Annotated in this window: 13 protein-coding genes and 2 pseudogenes; 14 read left to right on the top strand and 1 reads right to left on the bottom strand. The window is 34.8% G+C overall.

Annotation, left to right across the window (positions count from 1 at the left end):
* Nucleotides 1-81: 81 nt before the first annotated feature.
* A pseudogene (yidC, locus tag ACJ5H0_RS10430) lies at nucleotides 82-1880 on the top strand (membrane protein insertase YidC).
* A gap of 61 nt (nucleotides 1881-1941) precedes the next feature.
* Here yidC and ACJ5H0_RS10425 read toward each other — a convergent pair.
* Nucleotides 1942-2526: a ribonuclease HII gene (locus tag ACJ5H0_RS10425; protein ID WP_411249378.1), complete on the bottom strand. Its 585-nt coding sequence runs from the start codon at nucleotides 2524-2526 to the stop codon at nucleotides 1942-1944.
* 315 nt (nucleotides 2527-2841) lie between these two features.
* Here ACJ5H0_RS10425 and ACJ5H0_RS10420 point away from each other — a divergent pair, with 315 nt between their 5' ends.
* From ACJ5H0_RS10420 to argS, 13 genes and pseudogenes are all read left to right on the top strand, one after another.
* Entirely contained in the window at nucleotides 2842-5838 is a 2997-nt protein-coding gene (locus ACJ5H0_RS10420; RefSeq protein WP_411249377.1) for a SusC/RagA family TonB-linked outer membrane protein, read from the top strand.
* A 12-nt stretch (nucleotides 5839-5850) separates the two neighbouring features.
* Complete coding sequence (locus ACJ5H0_RS10415; protein WP_411249375.1) at nucleotides 5851-7077, top strand: SusD/RagB family nutrient-binding outer membrane lipoprotein; 1227 nt, start codon at nucleotides 5851-5853, stop codon at nucleotides 7075-7077.
* Nucleotides 7037-7516 (top strand): SusD/RagB family nutrient-binding outer membrane lipoprotein, encoded by a 480-nt coding sequence (locus ACJ5H0_RS10410; protein WP_411249373.1) that lies wholly within the window; start codon nucleotides 7037-7039, stop codon nucleotides 7514-7516. Before ACJ5H0_RS10415 ends, ACJ5H0_RS10410 begins: the two co-directional genes overlap by 41 nt.
* A 483-nt stretch (nucleotides 7517-7999) precedes the next feature.
* The gene (locus ACJ5H0_RS10405; RefSeq protein WP_273649458.1) at nucleotides 8000-11032 is read left to right on the top strand and encodes a SusC/RagA family TonB-linked outer membrane protein; all 3033 of its coding nucleotides are present in this window, start codon (nucleotides 8000-8002) and stop codon (nucleotides 11030-11032) included.
* A 5-nt stretch (nucleotides 11033-11037) separates the two neighbouring features.
* The gene (locus tag ACJ5H0_RS10400; RefSeq protein ID WP_172280496.1) at nucleotides 11038-12468 is read left to right on the top strand and encodes a SusD/RagB family nutrient-binding outer membrane lipoprotein; all 1431 of its coding nucleotides are present in this window, start codon (nucleotides 11038-11040) and stop codon (nucleotides 12466-12468) included.
* 524 nt (nucleotides 12469-12992) lie between these two features.
* Complete coding sequence (locus ACJ5H0_RS10395) at nucleotides 12993-15059, top strand: TonB-dependent receptor plug domain-containing protein (protein ID WP_411249370.1); 2067 nt, start codon at nucleotides 12993-12995, stop codon at nucleotides 15057-15059.
* Between the two features lie 140 nt (nucleotides 15060-15199).
* Nucleotides 15200-15997: a SusC/RagA family TonB-linked outer membrane protein gene (locus ACJ5H0_RS10390; protein WP_411249368.1), complete on the top strand. Its 798-nt coding sequence runs from the start codon at nucleotides 15200-15202 to the stop codon at nucleotides 15995-15997.
* Between the two features lie 12 nt (nucleotides 15998-16009).
* On the top strand, nucleotides 16010-17431 hold the full coding sequence (locus ACJ5H0_RS10385) for a SusD/RagB family nutrient-binding outer membrane lipoprotein (RefSeq protein ID WP_172280492.1): 1422 nt from the start codon (nucleotides 16010-16012) through the stop codon (nucleotides 17429-17431).
* A 381-nt stretch (nucleotides 17432-17812) separates the two neighbouring features.
* Nucleotides 17813-20836, top strand: coding sequence for a SusC/RagA family TonB-linked outer membrane protein (locus tag ACJ5H0_RS10380; protein WP_411249366.1), 3024 nt, complete (start codon nucleotides 17813-17815; stop codon nucleotides 20834-20836).
* A gap of 10 nt (nucleotides 20837-20846) precedes the next feature.
* Complete coding sequence (locus ACJ5H0_RS10375) at nucleotides 20847-21242, top strand: SusD/RagB family nutrient-binding outer membrane lipoprotein (protein ID WP_411249364.1); 396 nt, start codon at nucleotides 20847-20849, stop codon at nucleotides 21240-21242.
* A gap of 19 nt (nucleotides 21243-21261) precedes the next feature.
* Nucleotides 21262-21819 carry a SusD/RagB family nutrient-binding outer membrane lipoprotein gene (locus ACJ5H0_RS10370; RefSeq protein WP_411249362.1) on the top strand — a complete coding sequence of 186 codons (558 nt, stop codon included), beginning with the start codon at nucleotides 21262-21264 and terminating at the stop codon, nucleotides 21817-21819.
* A gap of 22 nt (nucleotides 21820-21841) precedes the next feature.
* Complete coding sequence (locus ACJ5H0_RS10365; protein WP_411249360.1) at nucleotides 21842-22276, top strand: SusD/RagB family nutrient-binding outer membrane lipoprotein; 435 nt, start codon at nucleotides 21842-21844, stop codon at nucleotides 22274-22276.
* Nucleotides 22277-22438: 162 nt separating this feature from the next.
* Nucleotides 22439-24206 (top strand): annotated as a pseudogene (argS, locus tag ACJ5H0_RS10360) (arginine--tRNA ligase).
* Nucleotides 24207-24236 lie beyond the last annotated feature (30 nt).

Raw genomic sequence — 24236 nt, 5'->3', positions numbered from 1 at the left:
TTTGTCAGCTCGAAATCCAGGGTGAAATTTAATGTTGAATTTTACGGTGGATTATGAAAAAATAATTTTAATAAAATCAAAATGCAACAGAACAACGGACTCGATAAAAGTCAAATGATTAGTTTTGCGGTTTTATGTTTGGTTCTCTTCGGATTCATGTTTTATTTTCAGAATAAACAGCAGAAAGAGGAACAGTTGAAAGCTCAGCAACAAAAAACTGAACAGGTAAAAACTGCCGTAAAACAAACTCAGGCAAGTAATATCAATCCAAATGTAACTCCTAACGCTATTCAGGTTTCTACTTTAGGAAATAATGAATTGAAATTGGAATTTTCCAGCTTGGGAGGGCAAGTTTCTAAAGTAGAACTTTTAAAATACAAAGCGTATGATCACAAAAGTGATCAGGCTGATCTCCCTCTTTATTTAATCAATAAGAATAACTCAAACTACGGTTTTCAGTTTAAGGATAAAACGGGTAAGGTTATTAATACGAAAGACCTGGTTTTCTCTCCGACAGTGAATGGAAATGCTGTAACGATGACAGCTAATTACAATGGTGCTGTTATTCAGTTTATTTATACATTACTTCCTAAATATACATTAGACTTTAAAGTAAGAACCCAGGGGTTGGCTTCAGTAACTTCTGATACCAAGGCTGATTTTCTTTGGAATTATAATGTGAGAAATCTAGAAAAAGGTAGAGCTCAGGAACAATCCCACTCAGAATTTTCTTATGCATTTAATAACTATAAGAGCTATGATTACGATGGAAGAACGACCATGGAAGAAGAGAAAGAAACTCTTAACTGGATTGGTGTAAAACAGCAATTCTTCTCTTCTGTGATTGAAGCTAAAAACGGATTTACACAAAGTAAAGGAAATCAAGAATCAATAGAAGAGGGTGAATATTTGAAAAAATTCAACTACGAAGGATTTGTTCAGATGACAGGGAGTGAATTGAATCAGGATTTTACATGGTATTTTATGCCATTAGATTTACCGTTATTAAAATCATATGATAAAAACTTTGATGAGATATTGCCGTTGGGTTGGTGGCTTATCGGCGGAATGAACCGCTATTTCTTCATGCCAATGTATAATATTATTGCATCTTGGGGATTAACAGCAGGCTGGGTGATCTTCTTTATGACGATCATTGTTAAACTTATCCTATCGCCAATTATGTACAAGCAACATAAATTGAGTGCTATGATGAGGGTAATTCGTCCTGAAATTGATGAGGCTAATGCGAAGTTAAAGGATGCGGATCCGATGAAGAAGCAACAAGCTACAATGGAAATTTACAGAAAGGCTGGTGTTAATCAAATGGCGGGTTGTTTGCCGGCGTTGGTACAGATTCCTATCTTCTATGCATTATTCCGTTTCTTCCCGAACTTTATTGATTTAAGAGGAAAAGGTTTCTGGTTTGCAAAAGATCTGACCGCTTATGATGATTTAATCAGATTACCATTAAAGTTCCTTTCCTGGGAGATCACTTGAGTGTTTTTGCTTTAGCGTGTACGGTGGTAATTTTAATCTATACTATCATGACATCAGGAAATATCCAGCAACCTCAACAGGAAGGAATGCCAAATATGAAAGTATTAATGTACATTTTCCCAATTACATTTTTATTCTTCCTGAATACCTCTGCATCTGGTCTTTCATGGTATTACTTTGTATCCAATGCAATTAACATCTTGATTATCCTTGTTATTAAATATGTGATCCTGGATGAAAAGAAAATTCATGCCCAGATCCAGGCGAATAAGGAAAAACCAAAAACTGAAGGTAAATTCCAGAAAAGAATGCGGGAGATGATGGAGAAGGCTCAGGAACAACAAAGAGCTCAGGAACAACAGAGAAATAAGAAGAAATAATCTTATCATGATAATAAAAAAGAGGTGCAAATTATTTGCACCTCTTTTTTATTGCACCTATTTAATCATATTTAAGTCTGAAAGATTGCCTGTGGTGTACTGTGGGGCCAAATTTTATAAGTGCGTCCTGATGTTTTTTAGTAGCATATCCAAAATTAGTATTCCATCCGTATTCGGGAAACTCATCATGTAATTTAATCATCAGCTGGTCTCTGTAATTTTTAGCTAAGATAGAAGCTGCAGCAATTGAAAGGATTTTAGAATCTCCTTTAATGATGCACTGATGTGGAATGTAATTATAAGGGTGGAACTTGTTTCCGTCCACCAGAATTAGTTCCGGTCTTGTTGTTAATTTATCTAATGCCTGATGCATTGCATGGATGCTGGCATTAAGAATGTTGTGTAAGTCAATGAATGCTGGAGGTAATTCTGCGATAGCATAATCTTTAACATTATCTTTTATATAATTATCCAGATCCATTCTGGTTTTAAAATTCAATTTTTTAGAATCATTTACTAAGCTTTGTTTGAAGTTGTGGTCTAAGATGACAGCTGCAGCAACCACAGGCCCGGACAAGCATCCTCTGCCAACTTCATCACATCCTGCTTCTATGTAGTTTCCTGACCAACTTTGTAATAAATCCATTAAAATAATATATAAAACACTATAATATTTTGTAAAAATAAAGAAAAATATATTTTGGGGCAATATGTGTAAATGGCAGTGTATTTATCTTATTTATTTAATATTTCTAGTTGAGTTTTAAAATTTTTATCATATTTAAAAAATAACACGAATTAGTGATTTATGTTAAATTTGGCTTAATTTTATTAAATCGTTAAATATAATTCATATGTGTATTTGATCATTTATTGTTTTAAATCTTTTTAACAATTTATTTGGTTGTTTTAAGAAAGTTTTACATATTTGCATTTAATAAAAAAAATAATCAGTTTAAATATGAAGAAATTAACTACAAGTGTTTTGGCTATAGTTCTGACTTCCTCTTTTATGGTCGTGAACGCGCAAAAAAAGCAGACTGACACTATAAGAACTCAGGACATACGGGAAGTCGTTGTGACCGGAGCTCTTGGATTAAAGAAAAGACAGGATGCGATTACATCTGCTAATCAGGTTGTAAATAATGCGGAGATTACACAGGCGAATAATCCGAATGCAGTGCAATCTCTTACAGGTAAAGTATCTGGTTTACAGATTAATACAACGAATAATTCGGTAAACTCAACTACTAGAGTGGTTTTAAGAGGGCCGAGATCAATTTCTGGGAATAACCAGGCATTAGTTGTTATAGATGGTGTAATTTCTACATTAGGGATATTGCAAAATTTACCTCCGGAAATCATTGATAATATGAATATTATCAAAGGGATGCAAGGAGCAGCTCTTTATGGTGAAAAAGGAAGTAATGGGGTAATTGTTGTTACTACCAAGAAAGGAAGTAGATCAGAAAAACTTCAATTTAGTCTTACTAACTCAATAGACTTTTCTTCTGTTTTTAAACTACCAATTTATCAAAAACAATATGGTCAAGGGTATCCTGGTGATACATTTGACACTACTGATTTTGGGGGAACAAACTGGACTCCTTATGAGAACTCTAACTGGGGGCCTGCTTATTCATCAGCATTAGGAGGTCAGACTTTAATAGTGGGTATGCCTGATGCTAATAATGTTTGGAAGACTGAGACTTTTAGTCCAAAGAATAATCATATTGGCAAGTTTTTTAAAACAGGTGTACTGATCCAGAATGGACTATCGGTTACAGCTGGTGGAGCTGATTCTTATGCTTTCTTGTCATTAAACAGAGCGGAAAATGACTTCGTAGTTGAGCGTGATAATTTGAAAAGAAATAATTTTATTTTTAAAGCAGGTAAACAGCTTGGTAAATTTAGAATTGATGGTAATATCAATTACCTGGACTTGAAAACATCAACAACTTCCTCTGGTTTATATGGTCAGTTAATACAAACTCCTACCAATGTAGATGTTAGGCAATTTAAAAATGCTTTACCGGATGCCAGTTATACGATATATGCAACTAATCCATATTGGACAATTGAAAATGATAGAACGGATACAAAAGACAGAACATTTTCTGGTTTGATTAATTTAGAATATAAATTAAATGATCATGTATCCTTTACTTATGCTGGAACTGCGGTAATGGGGTCTACTGTAACTGAAAGCCATTTAAATGATTTCGCATACGATAGATTATATGACGGAACAGGAACTCCTATCGACGGTACTCACCCTACAGATTATGGTCCGGAGCCAGTTGTTTCTGAATATTATAAAAGCGTTGCATCTAGCTTTAGATATTATGGAGATTTGATGGCTAATTTTAATTATGACCTTACTGATGATCTGAACTTGAAATTTAATGTTGGGCATAATATTCAGGATACTTCTTCTTCAATAACTTCTGTTGGTGGTAAGAATTTGCAGGTGCCAGGTTGGTATCATATTAACAATGTGCTACAGCCTGACAAATTTTATAACCTTGATAATAGTAAAAACCAGCAAAGATCTTATGCTTGGTTTGCTAACTTGGATTTGGGCTACAAAGATTTCTTATACTTCAACTCTACTTTCAGATATGAGAAAAACTCTGTTTTAAGTCAAAATCCGGTAGGTCCTAATAAAGAGAAATTGGGCTTTAGTAATAAAGGTTATCCATACTATTCTTTCGGTGCATCATTCATTCCTACTAAAGCGTTTGCCTCTATTAAGGGAAAGGTGTTGAATTATGCTAAAGTGAGTTTGTCTTATAGTAAAGTGGGTAACGCGGGGACTGTGCCTGTTTATGGATTGGATCGTGTTGGGGTTTTCCCGACTGGATATCCTTTTAATAGTTTATCATCTTATCTACCAGCTACAACTTTATATAATCAAGGGATTCAGCCTGAATTCCTTAAATCTAAAGAGGCGTCATTGTCCTTAGGATTATTTAATGATCGTATTACCTTTGATGGCTCCGTATATAGAAATGATACAGATAACTTGATTACAACAATTACTACCTCTCTAGCTTCTGGTATTGTAGCATTCCAAGATAATATTGGGAATAGCAGAAACCAGGGGTTGGAATTGGATTTGGGATTTACGCCATTCAAAACGAAAGATTTTGAATGGAAAGTAAGAGGGTCTTATACTACTTATGAAACTAAGATCTTAGGATTGGCTGATGGTGCTGATGAAGTAGCATTATCAACCTATGGAACGCCTGGTGTGGGTATTTTTGCTGTTAAAGGAGAAAATTTCCCGGTAATTAAGGGAACTAAATATCAAAGAGATCCTAATGGAAATATTATAGTAAATGCAAACGGTACTCCTTTGGCGACTTCTACTTTTGAAGTATTAGGTAAAGTAAATCCGGATTATATTTTAGGATTTAGTACTTCATTCAAATTTAAAGGGATAACCTTGAGTGCGGTGGCTGATTATAGAACTGGGAATAGCTTTGTTGCTTTCAATAAGTCATTATTAGGAAGTATGGGTTCATCGGAGAAAACTGCTGATTTTGACAGATCAAAAGGGTATGTGGTTCCGAATTCTGTTCAGTTAGTGAATGGACAGTATGTTCCTAATACAACGCCGGTAGGTAATGATCCTTCATATACTGGTGTAAATGCGTATTTCACTGGGCCATACAGGTCTGTCGGGGAAGAATTTGTTGTTGATGGGACGGCATTAAAAGTAAGAGAAATTGCCTTAAGTTATGACCTTCCAAAATCAATCTTAAGCAACACATTTGTTAATTCGCTATCAATTGGTGTTTATGCAAGAAATCCTTTCTTCATTTATGCTAAGGATAACAGAAATTATTCAGATCCTGAAACGGCTTCAACTTCTGGAAATGCAGCTGGTATTGCTCTTAATGGACAGTATCCTAGTATAAGAAATTTTGGTTTTAACCTAAATGTAACTTTTTAATTTTTGAATAACATGAAGAATAATAAATTTTTAACAATACTTTTAGTTGCAGCATTAGGTCTTACAGCAACCTCTTGTTCCAATGATTATTTGGATGTCAATGACAATCCGAATGCAATTCAAGCGGAAGATATTACTCCGGAACTTATGCTTCCAGGTGCTATTAGTACTGCTTATAGAACTCAGGCTGGTACAATGGTGCAGTTTGGTAATTTAATGATGAACAGCTGGGCTGGAAATGCTTATACTTTCACCAGTCCTTTTCAGAGAGAATTTAATCTTAATAGTGTAGATAATACTTTTTATACTGGAATCTGGGGATTGTATCCTAGGATTGCTAATTTCGACCAGATGGAAAAATTTGCAAATCCTGATCATAAACAAGATAATTATATTGCTGTTGCTAAAATTATGAAGGCATACTATATGCAGTATATTGTAGATTTGTATGGAGATGCTCCTTATAGTGAGGCTTTCAAAGGACAGGTAAATACCTCGCCAGTGTATGATAATGATGTAGATATCTACAAAAGCTTAATTTCTAAACTAGAAGAAGCTAATGCTCTGCTGGATGCGGCGCATCCAGATGCTTTGCCAATAACTGCTCCTGATATAGTTTTTAAAGGAGATATGGATAAATGGAAAGGATTTTCTAATACAGTAATGCTGAGGCTTTTGATTAGGATGTCTAAAGTTACGGGAGATTTGCAGACTTATAGAAACCAGAAATTGCAAGCGCTTGCTGCTAGAACTTCGCCTTCGAATCCGGATCAGCATGGTGGATTTATTGAATCGGAAGTGACTGTTAATCCTGGATACTCTTCTGGAAATGATGATCAAATGAATCCTTATGTTCTTACGTGGGCTAGGACTTCGGCAAATACATCAGTACAGAACTATAGTTTTATAGTTGTCTCCGAGCATATGGCAAATGCATTAGAAGGAAATGTTATTTTGAATAGCAGTGATTATGCAAAGTTTACGGGGCTTAAAGATCCTAGAAGAAGTAGATTGTTTACGAATGTAAATTCTGTTGACGCAAATGGGAATCCTTTTGTTGGTTTAAAAGGGATTAGACAAGGGAATATACCTGGGCAACCGGGTGTGCCAGTTAATAATGTTAATACTTCTAAATTAGGAGTAGGTAACTTTACTTCTGCTGCTACAACTTCTTGGCTTACGATACTTACTAATAATAATGCGAGAGGGGGGGGTACTCTTTTCCAAAGCAGAGAGTGATTTACTGCAAGCTGAAGCAGCTCTTCGTTGGCCTACCATTTTTACTGGAATAGTAGGTCAAGCTAAATTTACTGATGCAATTACATCAAATGCAAACTGGTTAGGAGCAAATACTAGTCAGATGGCAACTTATTTAACTGGCATTAGTACAAGGCCAGGACTTGGGTGGATGGGTAGTGATGCTCAGAAGTTGGAGGCTATTATGACGCAAAAATGGATTGCTTTAACGAATATTAATCCTACAGAAATGTTTATTGAATACAATAGAACAGGATATCCGTACACGCCAATGGCAACAACAGCACAGTACCCTAACAAGCCTTACAGATTAGTATATCCATTCTCTGAATATGCTGCAAACTCCGCGCATGTACCAAATATTACAAGTGCACAAGTATTTGTTAAGAATCAATATACTCCATTCTGGAATCAAAATTAATTTAAGAACATTTTTTGATATATTTAAAACCGCCTTTTGGCGGTTTTTTTAGTTTATTATTTTCATAATTTATGCTAATATTAATAAATTAATTGAAAAAAAATATTATTATGCAAATCATTGGATCTGTATGATTGCTTATTTTTCTGTCTTTTAAATTGTATTACTCTTTTTTTTATTTTTTCTAATTGTTTTATAAGTATTTGTTTATTAAATTGTTATTTTGTATTTCTTGTGTTTTTATTCCATTTATATCACTTTTTATTGATTTAGTATAGTGTTTTTGTAGACTTGTTGTATTTCAATAATTATTTGAGCTATTGGTTAAGTGGTTTTTATTAAATAGTTAATTTTTAACAAAAATTAACTATTTAATGATGTTTATTTTTATTGATTATTGAAGTATTGTTAATTTTTTACTATTTTCTTTTGTGTTGTTAAGAAAGTTTTACAAATTTGTATTATCACAAAAATCAATTTAATATGAAGAAAATAACATCAGGTGTTCTGATTATGGTATTGTCCTCATCTATAGCTGTTGCCAATGCTCAGCAAAAGAAAAGTGACACTGTAAGAACGCAAGATATTGAAGGTGTTGTAGTGACAGCCCTCGGTATCAAAAGAGAAAAGAAATCTCTCGGTTATGCAACTCAAGAAGTAAAAGGAGATGCTGTAAATAAAAATCCTACCACCAACTTTCTAAACAACTTATCGGGTAAAGTAGCAGGTCTGGAAATTAAGCAGAGTACAAACTTTGGAGGTTCTATAAATGTTGTTACAAGAGGGTATAAATCTCTCTTGGGAGATAATCAGGCTCTTTTTGTTGTAGATGGGGTTCCTATCCTAAATAAAAATATAAACACGGCCAATCAGGCGACTGGTGGTGGTGGGTATGATTACGGAAGCTCAGTTGCTGATATTAATCCAAATGATATCGAAACTTTAAATGTACTTAAGGGAGCTGCAGCGACTGCTCTTTATGGTTCCAGGGCCCAAAATGGAGCTATTATTATCACAACTAAAAGAGGAAAGAAAAATAAGGAAGGGATAGGAATGGAGTTCTCAAGTTCCATTACTATGTCAACGGTTGACAGATCTACTTTCCCTAAATACCAAACACAGTATGGGCAGGGGTATACAGGTAACAGTTTTAGCAGTGCTTTATACCAGGGAAGTCCAAGGGTTGTTTTCGGAAATGATGCTTCTTACGGATCCGCATATGATGGTTCCATGGTTTGGCAATATGGTGCATTTATACCGGGTTCTCCAACTGAAGGACAAAGAACCCCTTGGCAAATCGCAAAAAATGGTCCTATTAAATTTTTTAATACTGGAACCAATTATGTAAATACCCTTTCCTTTAGTGGAGGTGATGAAAAAGCAACTTACCGATTGAGTTATGCAAATACTGATGCCACAGATATTATGCCTAATAGCTCCTTGATAAAAAATAACTTTAGTGGAAATGCATCATACAAACTCACAGATAAGTTAACGGCAAATTTTTATGCAAATTATGTAACTCAAAAAACAGTTGGGCGTAATACTACGGGGTATAATGATAATATTATGACCAATTTTAGACAGTGGTGGCCAACAAATGTTGATATAAATGATTTGCGAAATCTCTATATGGGATCGTATAAAAATTATACTTGGAACATGAAAAGTATTACGGACTTAACTCCGGCTTTTTGGGATAACCCTTATTTTCAGCGATACCAGAATTATCAGAATGATTCAAGGGATAGGTTTGCTGGAAATTTTAGTTTAAATTATGATGTTACAAAGGATATCAATTTACTTTTCCGTATGGGAAGAGATGGTTATACAATGATAACGGAAGACAGGAAAGCAGTAGGGTCTTATATTGGAAATGATTTTGGACTCAATGGAACTGTTGATCAACCTTCAGGTTATGCCACAAGTCAATATAAATTTTCTGAAACAAATTATGATTTCATTGGTACCTATAAAAAGAATATTACCGATGATTTCAATATTAATGCGTTGTTAGGAGGAAATATTAATGTTCAGAAAGTATATTCAAATCAACAATCGACCTCAGGAGGATTATACATTCCAGGTATTTATACAATCGCCAATTCAGCATCTTCCCCAGTTAGACCATTGATTTCAGATGTTTCCAAATATGTTTATGGTGCTTTTGCTCAGATTTCATTAGGTTATAAAAATACCTACTATTTAGAAGGGACGTACAGAAGAGATCAGTCTACGGCATTGCCTGAAAATGATGCAGTGTACTGGTATCCATCATTATCTGCCAGTGTTGTATTTTCTAATCTTATCAATGCTAAATGGCTTAACTTTGGTAAGATTCGAGCTGCTTATGCTGAGGTGGGTTCAGATACTCAAGCTGATCAACTATTGAATAGATATTTCAGCCAGCCTTCTTATGGAGATATTCCTGTTTATGCATATAATACAACGTTAAGAAATTTTGAATTAAGGTCTCAGAGTTTGAAAAATATAGAATTCGGAATTGAGGCAAGAATGTTTAAAAACCGCCTAGGCTTTGATGTTGCCTGGTTCCGTAATAAAGCCTTCGATCAAATTTTACCTTTACCAGTATCTTTTGCAAACGGCGCTATTGCTAAAACTCAAAATGCAGGAGAATTAACTACAAAGGGTTTTGAAGTATCCATTAATGCAACACCAATTAAAACAAGTAATTTTTCATGGGATCTTAATTTAAACTGGTCAAATCCATGGACAAAAGTTACGGCTCTTAGCCCGGGAATTGAAAATATAACGATGGGTAGATCACAGGGTGGTGTAAGTATTAATGCTCCTTTAAATGGAGATTATGGTTCAATCTGGACTTCTGATTATGTGAGAGATTCGAATGGACAACCAATTGTTGGTGCAAATGGAGCTTATTTAGTAACGGATACGCCGACGTATAATCAGGGAAGTTTTCAAGCGAAGTGGACTGCAGGTTTAAATAATACAATTAGCTATAAGAACTTTTCATTAAGTTTTTTAATTGATTGGAAAAAAGGAGGTAAAGTATATTCATTAGATCAGTTCTATGGATATGGAACAGGTGTTTATCCTGATTCTGTAGGAATAAATGATCTTGGAAATCCAATTCGAAATACTTTAGCAAATGGTGGAGGGGTCATACTACCAGGTGTAATGCAAGATCCTAATAACCCAGGTAGCTATATTCCAAATACAATAAGATTGGATAAATCACAATCAAGCCAGGTACTGGGAACAGATCTTCCGGGAGCTGCTTTTGTTTATGATGCCAGCTTTATAAAATTAAGAGAGGTTTCTATCACCTATAGATTTGATAAAGATTTTTTCAATTCTAAATTTATACAGGGAATGTCAGTGAGTTTAATTGGGAATAATCTATGGATTATGCATAAGAATTTACCATATTCAGATCCGGAAGCAGGGCTGTCTTCAGGTAATATTCAAGGGTATCAATCTGGTCCTATGCCAGCAACAAGAAACATTTCGTTTAATGTAAAAGTTAATTTTTAAAGAATATGAAAAAATATATAATAACACCAATATTAGCTCTTTTATTTGTAGGATGTACAACGGGAGATGATGTAAATTTGGATCCACATGCAGCTTATAATACGACTCAGGAGTCTTTAGTTACTTTTGCACAAAAAGAACTTAGTGATTACATGAATACGCCAAGTGTAAATGAGAATAATTTCAGATTGACGATGCAATACTGGCAGGAAACGATTTATGTGAATGAAAGTAATTATGATTTTACCAATCGGAATGTATCCAATAATGTCTGGACTGATAACTATGTAAATGTTTTGAAAAATTTAGACCAGGCAGAGCAGATAATTAAAGCATATGTACCACCACCTTCGGAATTGTCTACCTGGCCTGCAAAAAAAACAAATCAATTAGCTATAGTGGATATGATGAAGATCTATACTTATCAGGTATTGGTTGATACTTACGGAGATATTCCTTATACGCAAGCTTTAAATATTGATGTATATCCTCTTCCTAAATATGATAAAGCATCTGATATTTATTCTTCTCTGATAAGTAAATTAGAAACTGATTTAAATAATTTAGTTGTTGGAGGAAGCTCGTTTGCTTCCGGAGATATCTTTTATAAAGGGAATAACGCACAATGGAAAAAGTTCGGAAATTCACTGCTTTTAAAATTGGGAATCGCTCTTGCAGATGTTAATCCTGCCTTGGCTCAATCAACAGTTAACAAGGCGATTACTGGTGGAGTATTGGCTTCTTCTCTGGATGATTGTAAATTTCAATATTTAGCAGCATCTCCAAATGAGAACCCTATGTTTCAAGAAACAGGCTCAAGAGATGACTTTATTGCAGGTAAAACGTTGGTAGATTATATGAATAACTCTAATGATGCGAGAATTGCTAAGTACTATACTGATGTTGATGGTAATTATGTAGGTCAGGTTATTGGGGCACCTGGTGAGTTTTCTGAATTCTCGAATGCTGGTGAATTTGCCTATACTGCAACTACTCCTGGTGTTATTTTAAGCTATACAGAGGTTGCCTTCTATCTTGCTGAAGCTGCTGCAAGATGGGGTATAGGCGGAAATCCTGCTACTTTATATGGTGAAGCAATCACTGCTTCCTTTACTGAATGGGGTGTGGGTGCTGACGCAGCTGCATATATAGCTGCTCATCCTTATGATGCGTCCAACTGGAAGAAGTCTATTGGTGAGCAGGCGTGGGTAGCTATGTATAATCAGGCAGTAACTTCGTGGAATTTCTATAGAAGATTAGATTATCCACAGTTGGTTGCGCCTGCAACTGCAATTCCAAATGCTAATGGAAAAGTACCGGTAAGACTTCAGTATCCGGCTGCAGAGGCGACAACGAATGGTACGAACTACGCTGCAGCAAGTGCTGCAATTGGCGGTGACAGGCTTACAACAAAACTTTTCTGGGATAAATTTTAAACTAAGAAATGCAATAGATAAAATAGCTGGAATTTATTCCGGCTATTTTTTTTACAAATCATCTGATCTGATTTAAACTATAATGTTTTTTTTATTCTAAATTTCAGAGAATGATGAATTATTTAAGGTTATAGGGAGAAAAATAAATTATGTAATACATAATAATTATTGTTTGATTACTTCATAATGAGTACTTAATATATAGCTTATAAAGATTAGTGTTTATTTTTTGTTCTTTTTTAATTAGATGATATACAGTTGATTGTATATTTATTTTGAATTTTTTCATACATAAATATCACCAATTAATGATTTAGTATTGCCTTTTAATAGACTGATTCTATTTTTGTAATTAATACAGGTTATAATTATTTATATTTTGTTAAAAAGCATGTTTTTAACATATTTGATATTTTTCTATTCATTAATTTTTGTTAATTTTTGTCTAATCGTTACTTTTTCGTCTATTTCTTTTGTGTTGTAGAAAAAGTTTTACAAATTTGTAACGCTAAAAATAATTTGATATGAAGAAAGTAACTACGGGTATCCTTATACTGGTGTTATCTTCATCCCTAGCTGTTATAAACGCTCAGCAAAAGAAGAAGAATGATACGGTAAAGACCCAGGACATTGAGGGAGTCGTTGTGACTGCCTTGGGTATTAAGAGAGAGAAAAAGTCTTTGGGGTATGCTTCCCAGGAGATTAAAGCGAGTGCACTCTCCGATGGTACTACAAATACGGGTAATATTGCAGCTCAGTTATCTGGAAAGGTTGCTGGTCTTAATGTTACTACCAATAATAATTTTGGAGGGTCCTCAAACCTGCTTATCAGGGGGATGAAAACATTAGGAGGAGGTAACCCGCTAATTGTTATTGACGGATCGCCTGTTAATAACTCCAACACTCAGGAAAAAAATATTGATTATGGTAATGCTCTTTCTGATATCAATCAGGACGACATCGAATCGATCAATGTATTAAAAGGAGCAGCAGCGTCCGCATTATATGGAGAAAGAGGATTAAATGGGGTTATTGTTATCACAACCAAAAATGGAAAAGGAAAGGATGATGGGTCTTGGGGAATTACACTTTCATCTGCTATACAAGTAGGATTTATTGATAAATCCACCTTCCCTGAATATCAGACAAGATATGGAGCAGGTTATTCTCAAAAGTTTGGATCGCAGGCAGCAGATGGTCTTAATAATGCTAATTATGGTGCTGATGCATCATGGGGTCCAAAATTTGACCCCAATCTAATGGTTTACCAATGGGATTCTTTTGATCCAACTTCTCCTAACTATAAAAAAGCGACACCATGGGTGGCTGCAAAAAATGGACCTATTAAATTTTTCGAGAACCCTGCCACATATATTAATAGCGTAACACTGGAAAAAGGACAAAAAGGGAAAAATATAAGTTTTACGTATGAGAATATGATGTCTGATGGGCTAATGCCTAACTCTCATCTCAACAAGAATAATCTTTCCTTAAAAATTAATTACGATCTGACTCCAAAATTGCATTCCACTTTTTATTCTACAATGACTTTGCAGGATACTAAAGGTAGAAGTATTACAGGATATTCAAATAATACAGCAACAGGTTTCAGACAATGGTGGCAAACTAACGTAGATGTGACCGATCTAGAAAGGGCTTATTTTGCAAATGTTGACCCTAGTGTTGCCAGTGCTGCAAATAATTATGGAAATGTTACCTGGAGTAGAAAATCGGCCGCTGATGGACGACCTGCATATTGGAATAACCCATATTTCCAGGCCTATCAAAATTATACATCAGATAAAAGATATAGAAACTTTACTTACGCACAGTTAAATTATGATTTATTAGATAATATTTCTATTACTGGAAAGGTTTCATATGACAGATCAAATCTTTTAGCAGAGAATAGATTAGCTGTTGGATCTTTACCACAGGCTTTCGGGCAATCAAATAATTCTATTGGTTCAGGTTACGCGAGACGTGATGTGTTAAGAACAGAGACCAATTATGATTTAATGGTAAATTATAAGTTTGATATTACTGATAATATTAATGTTTCCGGGGTTGTGGGTGGAAATATTCGAAGAAATTACTATAATTCTGTGTATGCTTCAACAGAGGGAGGATTAATCGTTGCTGGGATCTATGCATTATCAAATTCTAAAAAATCACCATTAGCATCAGATGAAACTGAATATACCACACAAACTAATTCAGGATACGTTACTGCTTCATTTGATTTTTATAAAAAATTCTACGTGGATGCAACATGGAGAATAGATCAGAGTTCAACATTATTAGCTGGTAATAATGTATACAATTACCCTTCAGTAACCGGCTCTTTAATCATGTCGGAAATTCTTAATACGAAAAACTGGATGAACTTTTGGAAATTAAGAGCAAACTACGCAGAGGTAGGAGGTACGGCAGATCCTTATCAATTAGTTAATAATTATAGAGCCTCTGGAATCTTATCTGGAATAGGAATATATAATCCGATTATCAATCAGCCTTTTCTTAATTTACAACCTCAAAGAGCTAAAGAATTTGAGATCGGAACAGAAGCACATTTTTTAAGGATAGAATAACGCTTGACTTTGCTTACTATAAAACAAGAACTATAAATCAGATTCTTTCACCACTTCCTACATCGGCAGCTATTGGGTATTTAGGTAAAGTATTCAATGCAGGTAGAATTGATAATAGTGGAGTTGAAGTACAGCTAGGATTGGTTCCAATAAAATCTAAAGATTTTACATGGAATATTGATGCAAACTGGTCAAAAAATAAGAACCAGGTTGTAAGTATATATCCAGGAATTTCTAATCTTTTAGTAAATAGTTTCCAGGGTGGTGTTTCTTTAAATGCAAGAGAAGGAGAAGCTTGGGGCACCTTGGTTGGTGCTGATTACACATATTTAAACGGACAAAAAGTTATTGATCCTAAAACAGGTAAATATTTACAAAATCCTAATCAGATCATTGGTAACACGACACCTGATTGGATTGGAGGAATTAGAAATAGCTTCAGTTATAAAGGATTCTCCTTGAGTTTCTTGATCGATATGCGAAAAGGAGGTGATGTATTTTCAACGGATATGTATTACGGCCTTTCTTCAGGTCTTTATAAAGAAACAGCTGTCGGAGATTACAGGGATAAGCCTATTGTTCTGCCGGGAGTTCTTCCTGATGGCAGCCCAAATACTATTGCTTTATCGCCGGTTGATAACAATGGATCTATGGGATACAAAACACAACCGGCAAGCGCCTTTGTTTATGATGGATCTTTCATCAAGCTAAGAGAAGCAAGCATCGGATATATGCTTCCTAAATCTCTGTTAGCAGGGACTAAAATCTATGATGCTAAAATTTCAATAGTTGGAAGGAATTTGTGGATTATTCACAAGAATTTGCCATATGCTGATCCTGAGGCGATGGTAGGTGGAGGCCTTAACTCTTATGGGTGGTCTATCGGTTCGATGCCAACAACAAGAGATATTGGTGTTAATGTAACATTTAAATTCTAAATTACTTTACAAATGAAAAATATTATAAAACTAGGTTTGGTATCTGTATGTATTGGGTTGACTTTAAGTTCATGTCAAAGTGATTTAACGTCTCTTAACGATGATCCTAAGCATCCTTCAGTTCTTCCATCTGATAATTTGTTAGCTACTGCAATGTATCAGTCTTCCTACTATATGGATAATCCAAGTGTAAATTTTAATAATTACAGATTTTTTACACAGCAGTGGGCTGAAACTCAATATCCAGATGAAACTCAGTATAATTTAGTGACTCGTAATCAGCCTCGTAACCATTTTAATAGGATGTATGTTTACAGTATTAATAACCTGAGACAAGCAAAATTGAATCTGAAAAACGAGGTGGAGACAGACGATATCAGAACAAATAAACTAGCAACGCTGGAAATTGAAGAGATTTTTATCTGGGAAAATTTGGTGGATACATATGGTGATGTTCCTTATTCAGAAGCATTTAAGCCTGATGAAATTCTAACTCCGAAATATGATGACGCGAAAACAATTTATCTTGATTTGATTAACAGAATCGATGCTGTTACAGCTACCATAAAGCCTGCATCAACTGGTTATGCTGATCTGGTTTACGGAGGTAACATGGCCAAATGGAAAAAATTTGCTAATTCTATTAAACTAAGACTAGGGATGAATTTAGCAGATGTTGATCCTACATTATCAAAAACTACGGTTGAATCTGCAATTGCTAGTGGTGTTATTTCTTCAGATGATGAAGCCTACAAGTTTAAATATGATGGAAATACTTTTTCAAATCCCGTATTTGATAATTTAGTGGCTTCCAATAGAAATGACTTCTTACCTAGCGAATTGGTAGTGAATACGATGAAAAACTTATCAGATCCAAGAATGGATGTATGGTTTACAAAAGTTGCAGGTGCTTATAAAGGAGGTGTTTTTGGTGAGTTAAATGATCCATATACTAATTTTTCTCAATTAGGTCCCTATTTTAGATCTGCAACTGCTTCGTCGAATTTATTGAGCTATGCAGAAGTTGCTTTTCTTAAAGCGGAAGCTGCTGCCAGAAATTATTCAGCTGGGGGTACAGCAGTAGATCTTTATACAGCTGCTGTTACAGAATCTTTAAGAGAGAATGGTGTTAGTACTGCTAATATAGCAACATATCTGGCAACTAATCCTTACAATGCGGCTAACTGGAAGCAATCGATTGGAGTTCAGGCATGGATTGCCATGTTTAATAAAGGATTTGCCAGTTGGAACTTTACAAGACGCTTAGATAATCCAATTCTTGTGAACCCTCCAAAATCAAACTTGTCTTCTGTACCATACAGAATGCCTTATTCCGATCAGGAATATGTATTAAACGGTGCAAATGTGAAGGCAGCTGCGAATAAAATTGGTGGCGATAAAGCAACTACAAAATTATTCTGGGACAAGTTTTAATAATATATTTAAGATTCATATTAAACAATACTTTGTGTCAAAATGGTCGGGATTTATCCCGGCCATTTCGTTTTTTACCAATTAATAGCAATGAACATACAAGATGTAAATCATATTGTCAAATTATAACTATTTTAAAATAAAAGATGTTAATTTTCGCTCTTTTTGTAATGTATATATCCAATTTGATATTCTTTTTTACAGGGATATGCTAATTTTTAACTTACTTATATTTATTTATTTGCTAATTTTTGGTTTAAAATATTAACAAAATAATGGATTAATTTCGTTGTTTTTGAGTAATCGGTAATTTTGTGTCGTTTTCTTTTGTCTTGTTAATTAAAGTTTAACAAATTTGTGAGGCTAAAAAATTAATTATATATGAAGAAAACTACTGCTGGTGTTCTCTTACTTGTATTGTCTTCATCCCTAGCTGTGTCATATGCGCAAAAAGGGAAAAGTGATACAGTAAGAACACAAAACATTGAAGGAGTTGTTGTTACCGCTCTTGGAATTAAAAGAGAGAAAAAATCCTTAGGATATTCAACACAGGAAGTGAAGGGAGACCAGATTTCCGCAGTACCTGTAGCTAATGTCTCAGATGCATTAGCAGGGCAAGTTGCAGGTTTAAACATTACTCAGTCTGGCACAATGGGAGGATCCACCAATATGGTTATACGAGGCATTAAATCATTAACCTCAAGTAATCAGGCATTAATTGTAATTGATGGAACACCTATTAACAATGAAACATTTAATCAAAGTGGGATTGGCTCCGGAGGTGGAGGGTACGATTATTCCAATGGATTAGCAGATCTTAATGCTAATGATATTGAAAGTGTCAATGTATTGAAAGGTGCGGCAGCAAGTGCTTTGTACGGATCAAGGGGGATGAATGGTGTGGTTATGATTACGACAAAAAAGGGAAAAAAGAGCAGAAAAATTGGAATAGAATTTAACAGCTCAACAACTTTAGGATTTGTTGATAAGTCTACACTTCCAAAGTATCAACATGAATATGGTGGTGGCTATACAGGGAATTCTTTTTATAGTGGTGACATTAAAGGGAATGGTGTTGTGGAGAATAATATTGTTTACACCTATGATGATGCTTCTTTCGGAACCCGTTTTGATCCTAATCTTTATGTTTATAATTGGGATTCCCAATATCCTCAATTACCGGGATACCTTAAGACTACTCCCTGGGTAGCAGGGAAAGATCCTAATTCGATCTGGAATACTGCAGCAACATATCAAAATTCCATTGCCTTTTCCGCAGGAAATGAAAAAGGAAAATATAGATTGGGGTATACCAATTTTCTACAAGAAGGAGCTTTGGATAATAGCGAAATAAGAAAAAATACAATTGACTTTTCCGCAGACTATAATTTTACAGAGAAGCTTAATATTTTTGGTAATATAAGTTATATAAATACCAACGGAAAAGGAAGAGTATACACAGGATATGAATCCAGAAATCCTATGCAGGGATTCAGGCAGTGGTGGAATATGTCTGTAGACATGGATAAGCAGAGGGAAGCCTATAACCTAACGGGTCAAAATATAACCTGGAATATTAAGGATTACACAAAGCAAGAAGTAGGATATACGGATAATTATTTCTTTAACAGAAACCAGAATTATCAGTCAGATACAAGAAATAGATATTTCGGAAACTTTGGATTTAACTATAAGATTACTGATTGGATAAGTTTTATGGGAAGATATGCATTTGATACTTTCGACGAGCTTAGGCAGGAAAGAGTAGCAACCGGTTCATCTAATCAGGGGCGTCGCAGTAACGGAGGTAAAGGTGAATATTATTTTATGACCCACAAGGTTTATGAAATGAATTATGATGCTATTTTAAACATTAATAAAAATTTGGGAGCAGATTTTAGCCTGAATGGAAATGTAGGTTTTAATCTTAGAAGAAACGGAAGGTATGGTAATTCAGGACTAACCAATGGAGGCCTAAAGGTGCCTGGGTTATATTCTATCACAAACAGTGCGGAGCCCTTGACAGAAGTGAATGTTGGCGATTTCGATGAAAATAAAAGTGTTGACGGAATCTTTGCCCAGGCTAGTTTAGGATATAAAAATATGTTATTCTTAGACGGATCTATTAGAAGAGATAGATCATCAACCTTGCCGATTAGTAACAATACATACTGGTATCCTTCTGGTTCTGTAAGTTTTGTTTTTTCTGAACTTTTAGCTAGTAAAAATAAAATTAGCTTTGGTAAAGTTCGATTAAATTATGCAGTGGTAGGGAATGATACAGGACCTTATAATTTATTAAATACTTATGCTTTTAATCCTGCATTTAACGGGTCTTTCAATGCAAGTGCAAGAGATGTAGCAGCAAATCCAAATCTAAAACCTGAAATGCTGGATGAGATGGAAGCAGGTTTAGAAATGGGTTTCTTTAAAAATAGAATAAGTTTTGATGTTTCGGTTTACCAACAGAAAACCAAGGATCTGATTACCCCAACCAATATTTCAGGAGCATCAGGTTTTACAAGCAGATGGATAAATGCAGGTGATATTGAAAACAGAGGTATTGAAACAAGGTTAACTGTTGTCCCAATAAAAACTACTAAATTTTCCTGGGAAGTTACTGCCAACTGGTCTAAAAACAAATCAAAGGTTACTAAGATTTATGGAGAAACAGATTTCTTACCATTTGCTTCAATGTGGAATGTTACTTCCGGAGCAATGTTGGGAGAATCTACTGGGACTATCAGAGGAACTAATTATGTTTACCTAAATGGGCAACGTGTAGTTGATAGTAATGGTAAATATATGATAAGCACAAATCCACAAGAAAAAATTGGTGATGCAGTGCCGGATTGGAGAGGAAGTATTATCAATACAATCCGATATAAAAATTTAAGTTTAAGCTTTTTAATTGACGTGAAGAAGGGAGGTGATGTGTATTCGCAAGATATGGCATTTGGTCTTGCTACAGGATTGTACAAAGAAACAGCAGGACTTAATGATCTGGGTAATCCTTTAAGAAATACTCTTGCAAATGGAGGTGGAGTTATTTTGCCAGGAGTGAAGGCTGACGGAACACCTAATGATATAAGGGCTGGCTTTACAAACTATAGAAATCCATATGGCTACTATGGTGGACCGGAGGCAATGCATGTTTATGATGGCTCATTTGTAAAGCTTAGAAATGTAACAATTTCCTATAAATTACCTAAAGAAACTTTTGGAAATTCTTTCATTGACAGCATGACACTTTCTTTAATTGGACGGAATCTATGGATTATTCATAAGAATTTACCGTACGCCGATCCCGAAGCCTTAATGAGTTCAGGAAATGCATTAGGTTTTCAAAATGGAGCACATCCATCTATGAGAGAAATTGGTGCAAGTATAAAAGTTGAATTTTAAAGTTAAGAAAATGAAAAAAATAATTATAGGCTCATTCTTAAGCTTATCCCTGTTTTCATGTACTAATGAAGACTACGAAAATTTAAATAAAGATCCGAAAAATCCTGCAGAAGTTCCCGGGAGTTTTCTTTTTACAAATGGGGTGAAAAGCCTTTTTGATCAAATGGGTAATACCAATGTTAATCGAAATGTATTCCGGTTGTTTGCTCAGCAATGGACACAGACTCAGTATGTCGATGAAACCAATTATAGTATAAGAAACAGAAGTATTCCGGATAATCATTGGAACATTCTCTATACGAAAGTTCTTTATAATTTAAAGCAAGCCAAGGAATCTATTAATAAAGACCCTAAACTTACATTGGGGCAGAAAAAAAAATCAAACTGCCTACATTTCAATCATTGAGGTTTATACGTGGCAGCAATTGGTTGATCTATTTGGTAATGTTCCTTACTCACAAGCATTACAAGGGGTAGAGGGAACTTTGCCTGCTTATGATGATGCTTTTACTATTTATAAAGATCTATTATTAAAAATAACAAAAGCTTATAGTGATATTGATCCTAAGTCGACTGGTTTTGAAAAAGATTTTGTTTTTGATGGAGATCATACCAAATGGAAAAAATTAGCTGCTTCAATAAGATTCAAACTTGCTATGAGAATAGCAGATGCCGATCCTTCATTATCAAAGACAGAAGCAGAAGCCGCTTTCACACAAGGGCTCATCTCTTCTAATCAGGATAACTTTATTCTAAGGTATGAAAGTAATATTGCTAATGCTAATCCATTGTATGCTGATCTGGTTTTAAGCGGAAGACAGGACTTTGTTCCTGCGGATACCTTCGTAGACTACCTAAATGATTTACAGGACCCAAGAAGGAATGTATTTTTTGACAATAATAAAACTCCTTATGTTGGAGGTATTTATGGAAGTTTTAATACCTATACAGATTACAGCCATATCGGGAAAGTTTTTTTTTAATCCTGACCTTAAAGGAGATTTAATGGATTATTCCGAAATCTCATTTCTACTTGCTGAAGCGAAAGAGAGAGGCTATAATGTCCCTTTACCTGCAGCGGCTTATTATACACAAGCGATTACTGCAAATATGCAGTACTGGGGCATCGATTCTGTGGATATAGCGGCTTATCTTGCTAAGGCTAATGTAAATTATGCTACAGCATCTGGCACATGGAAGCAAAAAATTGGTAAGCAATTCTGGATTGCGATGTATAATAGAGGATTCGAAGCTTGGACTGTATGGAGAAAATATGATGCTCCTGCTTTAAGATTACCTGCAGCAACAAAAGCTCCTGTGCCAAACAGGTTTACTTATCCTGTACGTGAAACTACTCTGAATGGAAGTAATTACAATCAGGCAGCAGCTGCCATTGGAGGAGATCAGTTACAAACAAAGTTATTCTGGGATAAATTTTAACACCTTAATATATTTCACATTCATGTTAGGCCGCCTTCGGGCGGTTTTTTTTATTTCCGTATATTTGTACTTCAAAATTTTGAAATGAATCACCTCAAAAGTGTTTCATTTGCTCATGATTTGTTACAGCTAGTATTATAGCGGAAAAATAAAAATAATTACATGAATATTAAAGATATAATAGAGGAAAAACTTTCGGAGGTCATTTTGAATGTATATCAGTTGAAAGAAATCAACCTTGAAGTTCAGGAAAATAAAACTGAATATGAAGGAGATTTTACAATTGTCACTTTTCCATTGGTAAAGCAGTTGAAAAAAAATCCTGAAAGTATCGGAGTAGAATTGGGAGAATCACTTACTGCACAGACCGACTTGTTCGAAAGCTTTAACGTTATTAAAGGATTTTTGAACGTAAAGGTTAAAAACCAATTCTTTGTAGATCAGCTCAAATCAATAAGTGAAGACTTTTCAAATATTGATAAGAAAAATGTTACAGTTATGGTGGAATATTCTTCGCCAAACACCAATAAACCTCTTCACCTGGGGCATATCAGAAATAATTTGTTAGGGTTTTCTGTGGCCCAGATTTTAAAGGAGGCCGGATATGATGTGATCAAGTCGCAGATCATTAATGACAGGGGAATTCATATTTGTAAATCAATGCTGGCTTGGGAAAAATTTGGAAATGGAGAAACTCCTGAGACCACTCATACCAAGGGAGATAAGTTCGTTGGAAACTATTATGTAGAATTTGATAAAAACTATAAAAAAGAAATCTCTGATCTTGTAGAACAGGGAATAGGAGAGGATCAGGCCAAAAAAGAAGCTCCTTTGATGAAAGAAGCTCAAAAAATGTTGCAGGATTGGGAAAACGGTGATGATAAAGTAAGAAGTTTATGGGCAGAAATGAACAGCTGGGTTTATAAAGGTTTTAATGAAACCTATAAAAGATTGGGAGTTGATTTTGATCAGGTTCAATACGAAAGCAATACTTATATTTTAGGTAAAGATCTTATTCAGGAAGGACTTGATAAAGGGATTTTGTATCAGAAAGAAGACGGATCGGTTTGGTGTGACCTGACGGATGAGGGATTGGATCAAAAACTTTTATTGCGTTCGGATGGAACATCAGTTTATATGACTCAGGATTTGGGAACCGCAGTAGAACGATTCAAGCAGAATGATATTCAGAAACTAATTTATACTGTAGGGAATGAGCAGGATTATCATTTCCAGGTGTTGTTCAAGATATTGAAAAAACTGGGTTATGAGTGGGCTGATCAGCTGTTCCACTTATCATATGGAATGGTGGAACTTCCGGAAGGAAAAATGAAATCCCGTGAAGGAACTGTAGTGGATGCTGATGATCTGATGCAGGAAATGTACGAAACTGCTAAATCAAAGGCTCAGGAATTAGGAAAACTTGAAACGCTTTCGGATCAAGAAAGAGAATCTTCTTATGAAACTGTTGGGTTAGGTGCATTGAAGTATTTTATGCTTAAAGTAGATCCAAAGAAAAAAATGCTATTTAATCCGGCGGATAGTGTTGATTTCAATGGAAACACGGGACCATTCATTCAGTATACATATGCACGTATTCAGTCCTTATTGTCAAAAGCTAACTATGAATATAAAGAAGCTTCTGCAGTAGAGCTGAATGAATTTGAAAAAGAGCTAATCATGTTACTGGCGAATTATAAAACTATTGTAGAAAGAGCTGCCGAGGCATTAAGTCCTGCTCTTGTCGCTAATTATGTTTACGATTTGGTAAAATCTTATAATTCATTTTATCAGAATCAAAGTACACCGATTGTAAAACTTGAAGAAGGAGATTTAAAACAAACCCGTTTAAATTTATCTGATCTGACGGCAAAAACTATAAAAAAAATCTTTAGGGTTACTGGGAATAGGAACCGTAAACAGAATGTAAAATATAAGCCTTCCGGATTCGGGAGGCTTT

This window comes from Chryseobacterium proteolyticum, from assembly GCF_046591535.1.
Lineage (GTDB): Bacteria > Bacteroidota > Bacteroidia > Flavobacteriales > Weeksellaceae > Chryseobacterium > Chryseobacterium proteolyticum.
Note: the sequence above shows the minus strand (reverse complement) of the source record. Positions and strands in the feature narration are given on the sequence as shown.

Coding starts and splice junctions, on each gene's coding strand:
- ACJ5H0_RS10415 (WP_411249375.1), top strand. CDS start 5,851: ATGAAGAATAATAAATTTTTAACAATACTTTTAGTTGCAGCATTAGGT.
- ACJ5H0_RS10385 (WP_172280492.1), top strand. CDS start 16,010: ATGAAAAATATTATAAAACTAGGTTTGGTATCTGTATGTATTGGGTTG.
- ACJ5H0_RS10405 (WP_273649458.1), top strand. CDS start 8,000: ATGAAGAAAATAACATCAGGTGTTCTGATTATGGTATTGTCCTCATCT.
- ACJ5H0_RS10365 (WP_411249360.1), top strand. CDS start 21,842: ATGGATTATTCCGAAATCTCATTTCTACTTGCTGAAGCGAAAGAGAGA.
- ACJ5H0_RS10380 (WP_411249366.1), top strand. CDS start 17,813: ATGAAGAAAACTACTGCTGGTGTTCTCTTACTTGTATTGTCTTCATCC.
- ACJ5H0_RS10395 (WP_411249370.1), top strand. CDS start 12,993: ATGAAGAAAGTAACTACGGGTATCCTTATACTGGTGTTATCTTCATCC.
- ACJ5H0_RS10375 (WP_411249364.1), top strand. CDS start 20,847: ATGAAAAAAATAATTATAGGCTCATTCTTAAGCTTATCCCTGTTTTCA.
- ACJ5H0_RS10400 (WP_172280496.1), top strand. CDS start 11,038: ATGAAAAAATATATAATAACACCAATATTAGCTCTTTTATTTGTAGGA.
- ACJ5H0_RS10425 (WP_411249378.1), bottom strand. CDS start 2,526: ATGGATTTATTACAAAGTTGGTCAGGAAACTACATAGAAGCAGGATGT.
- ACJ5H0_RS10420 (WP_411249377.1), top strand. CDS start 2,842: ATGAAGAAATTAACTACAAGTGTTTTGGCTATAGTTCTGACTTCCTCT.
- ACJ5H0_RS10410 (WP_411249373.1), top strand. CDS start 7,037: ATGCGAGAGGGGGGGGTACTCTTTTCCAAAGCAGAGAGTGATTTACTG.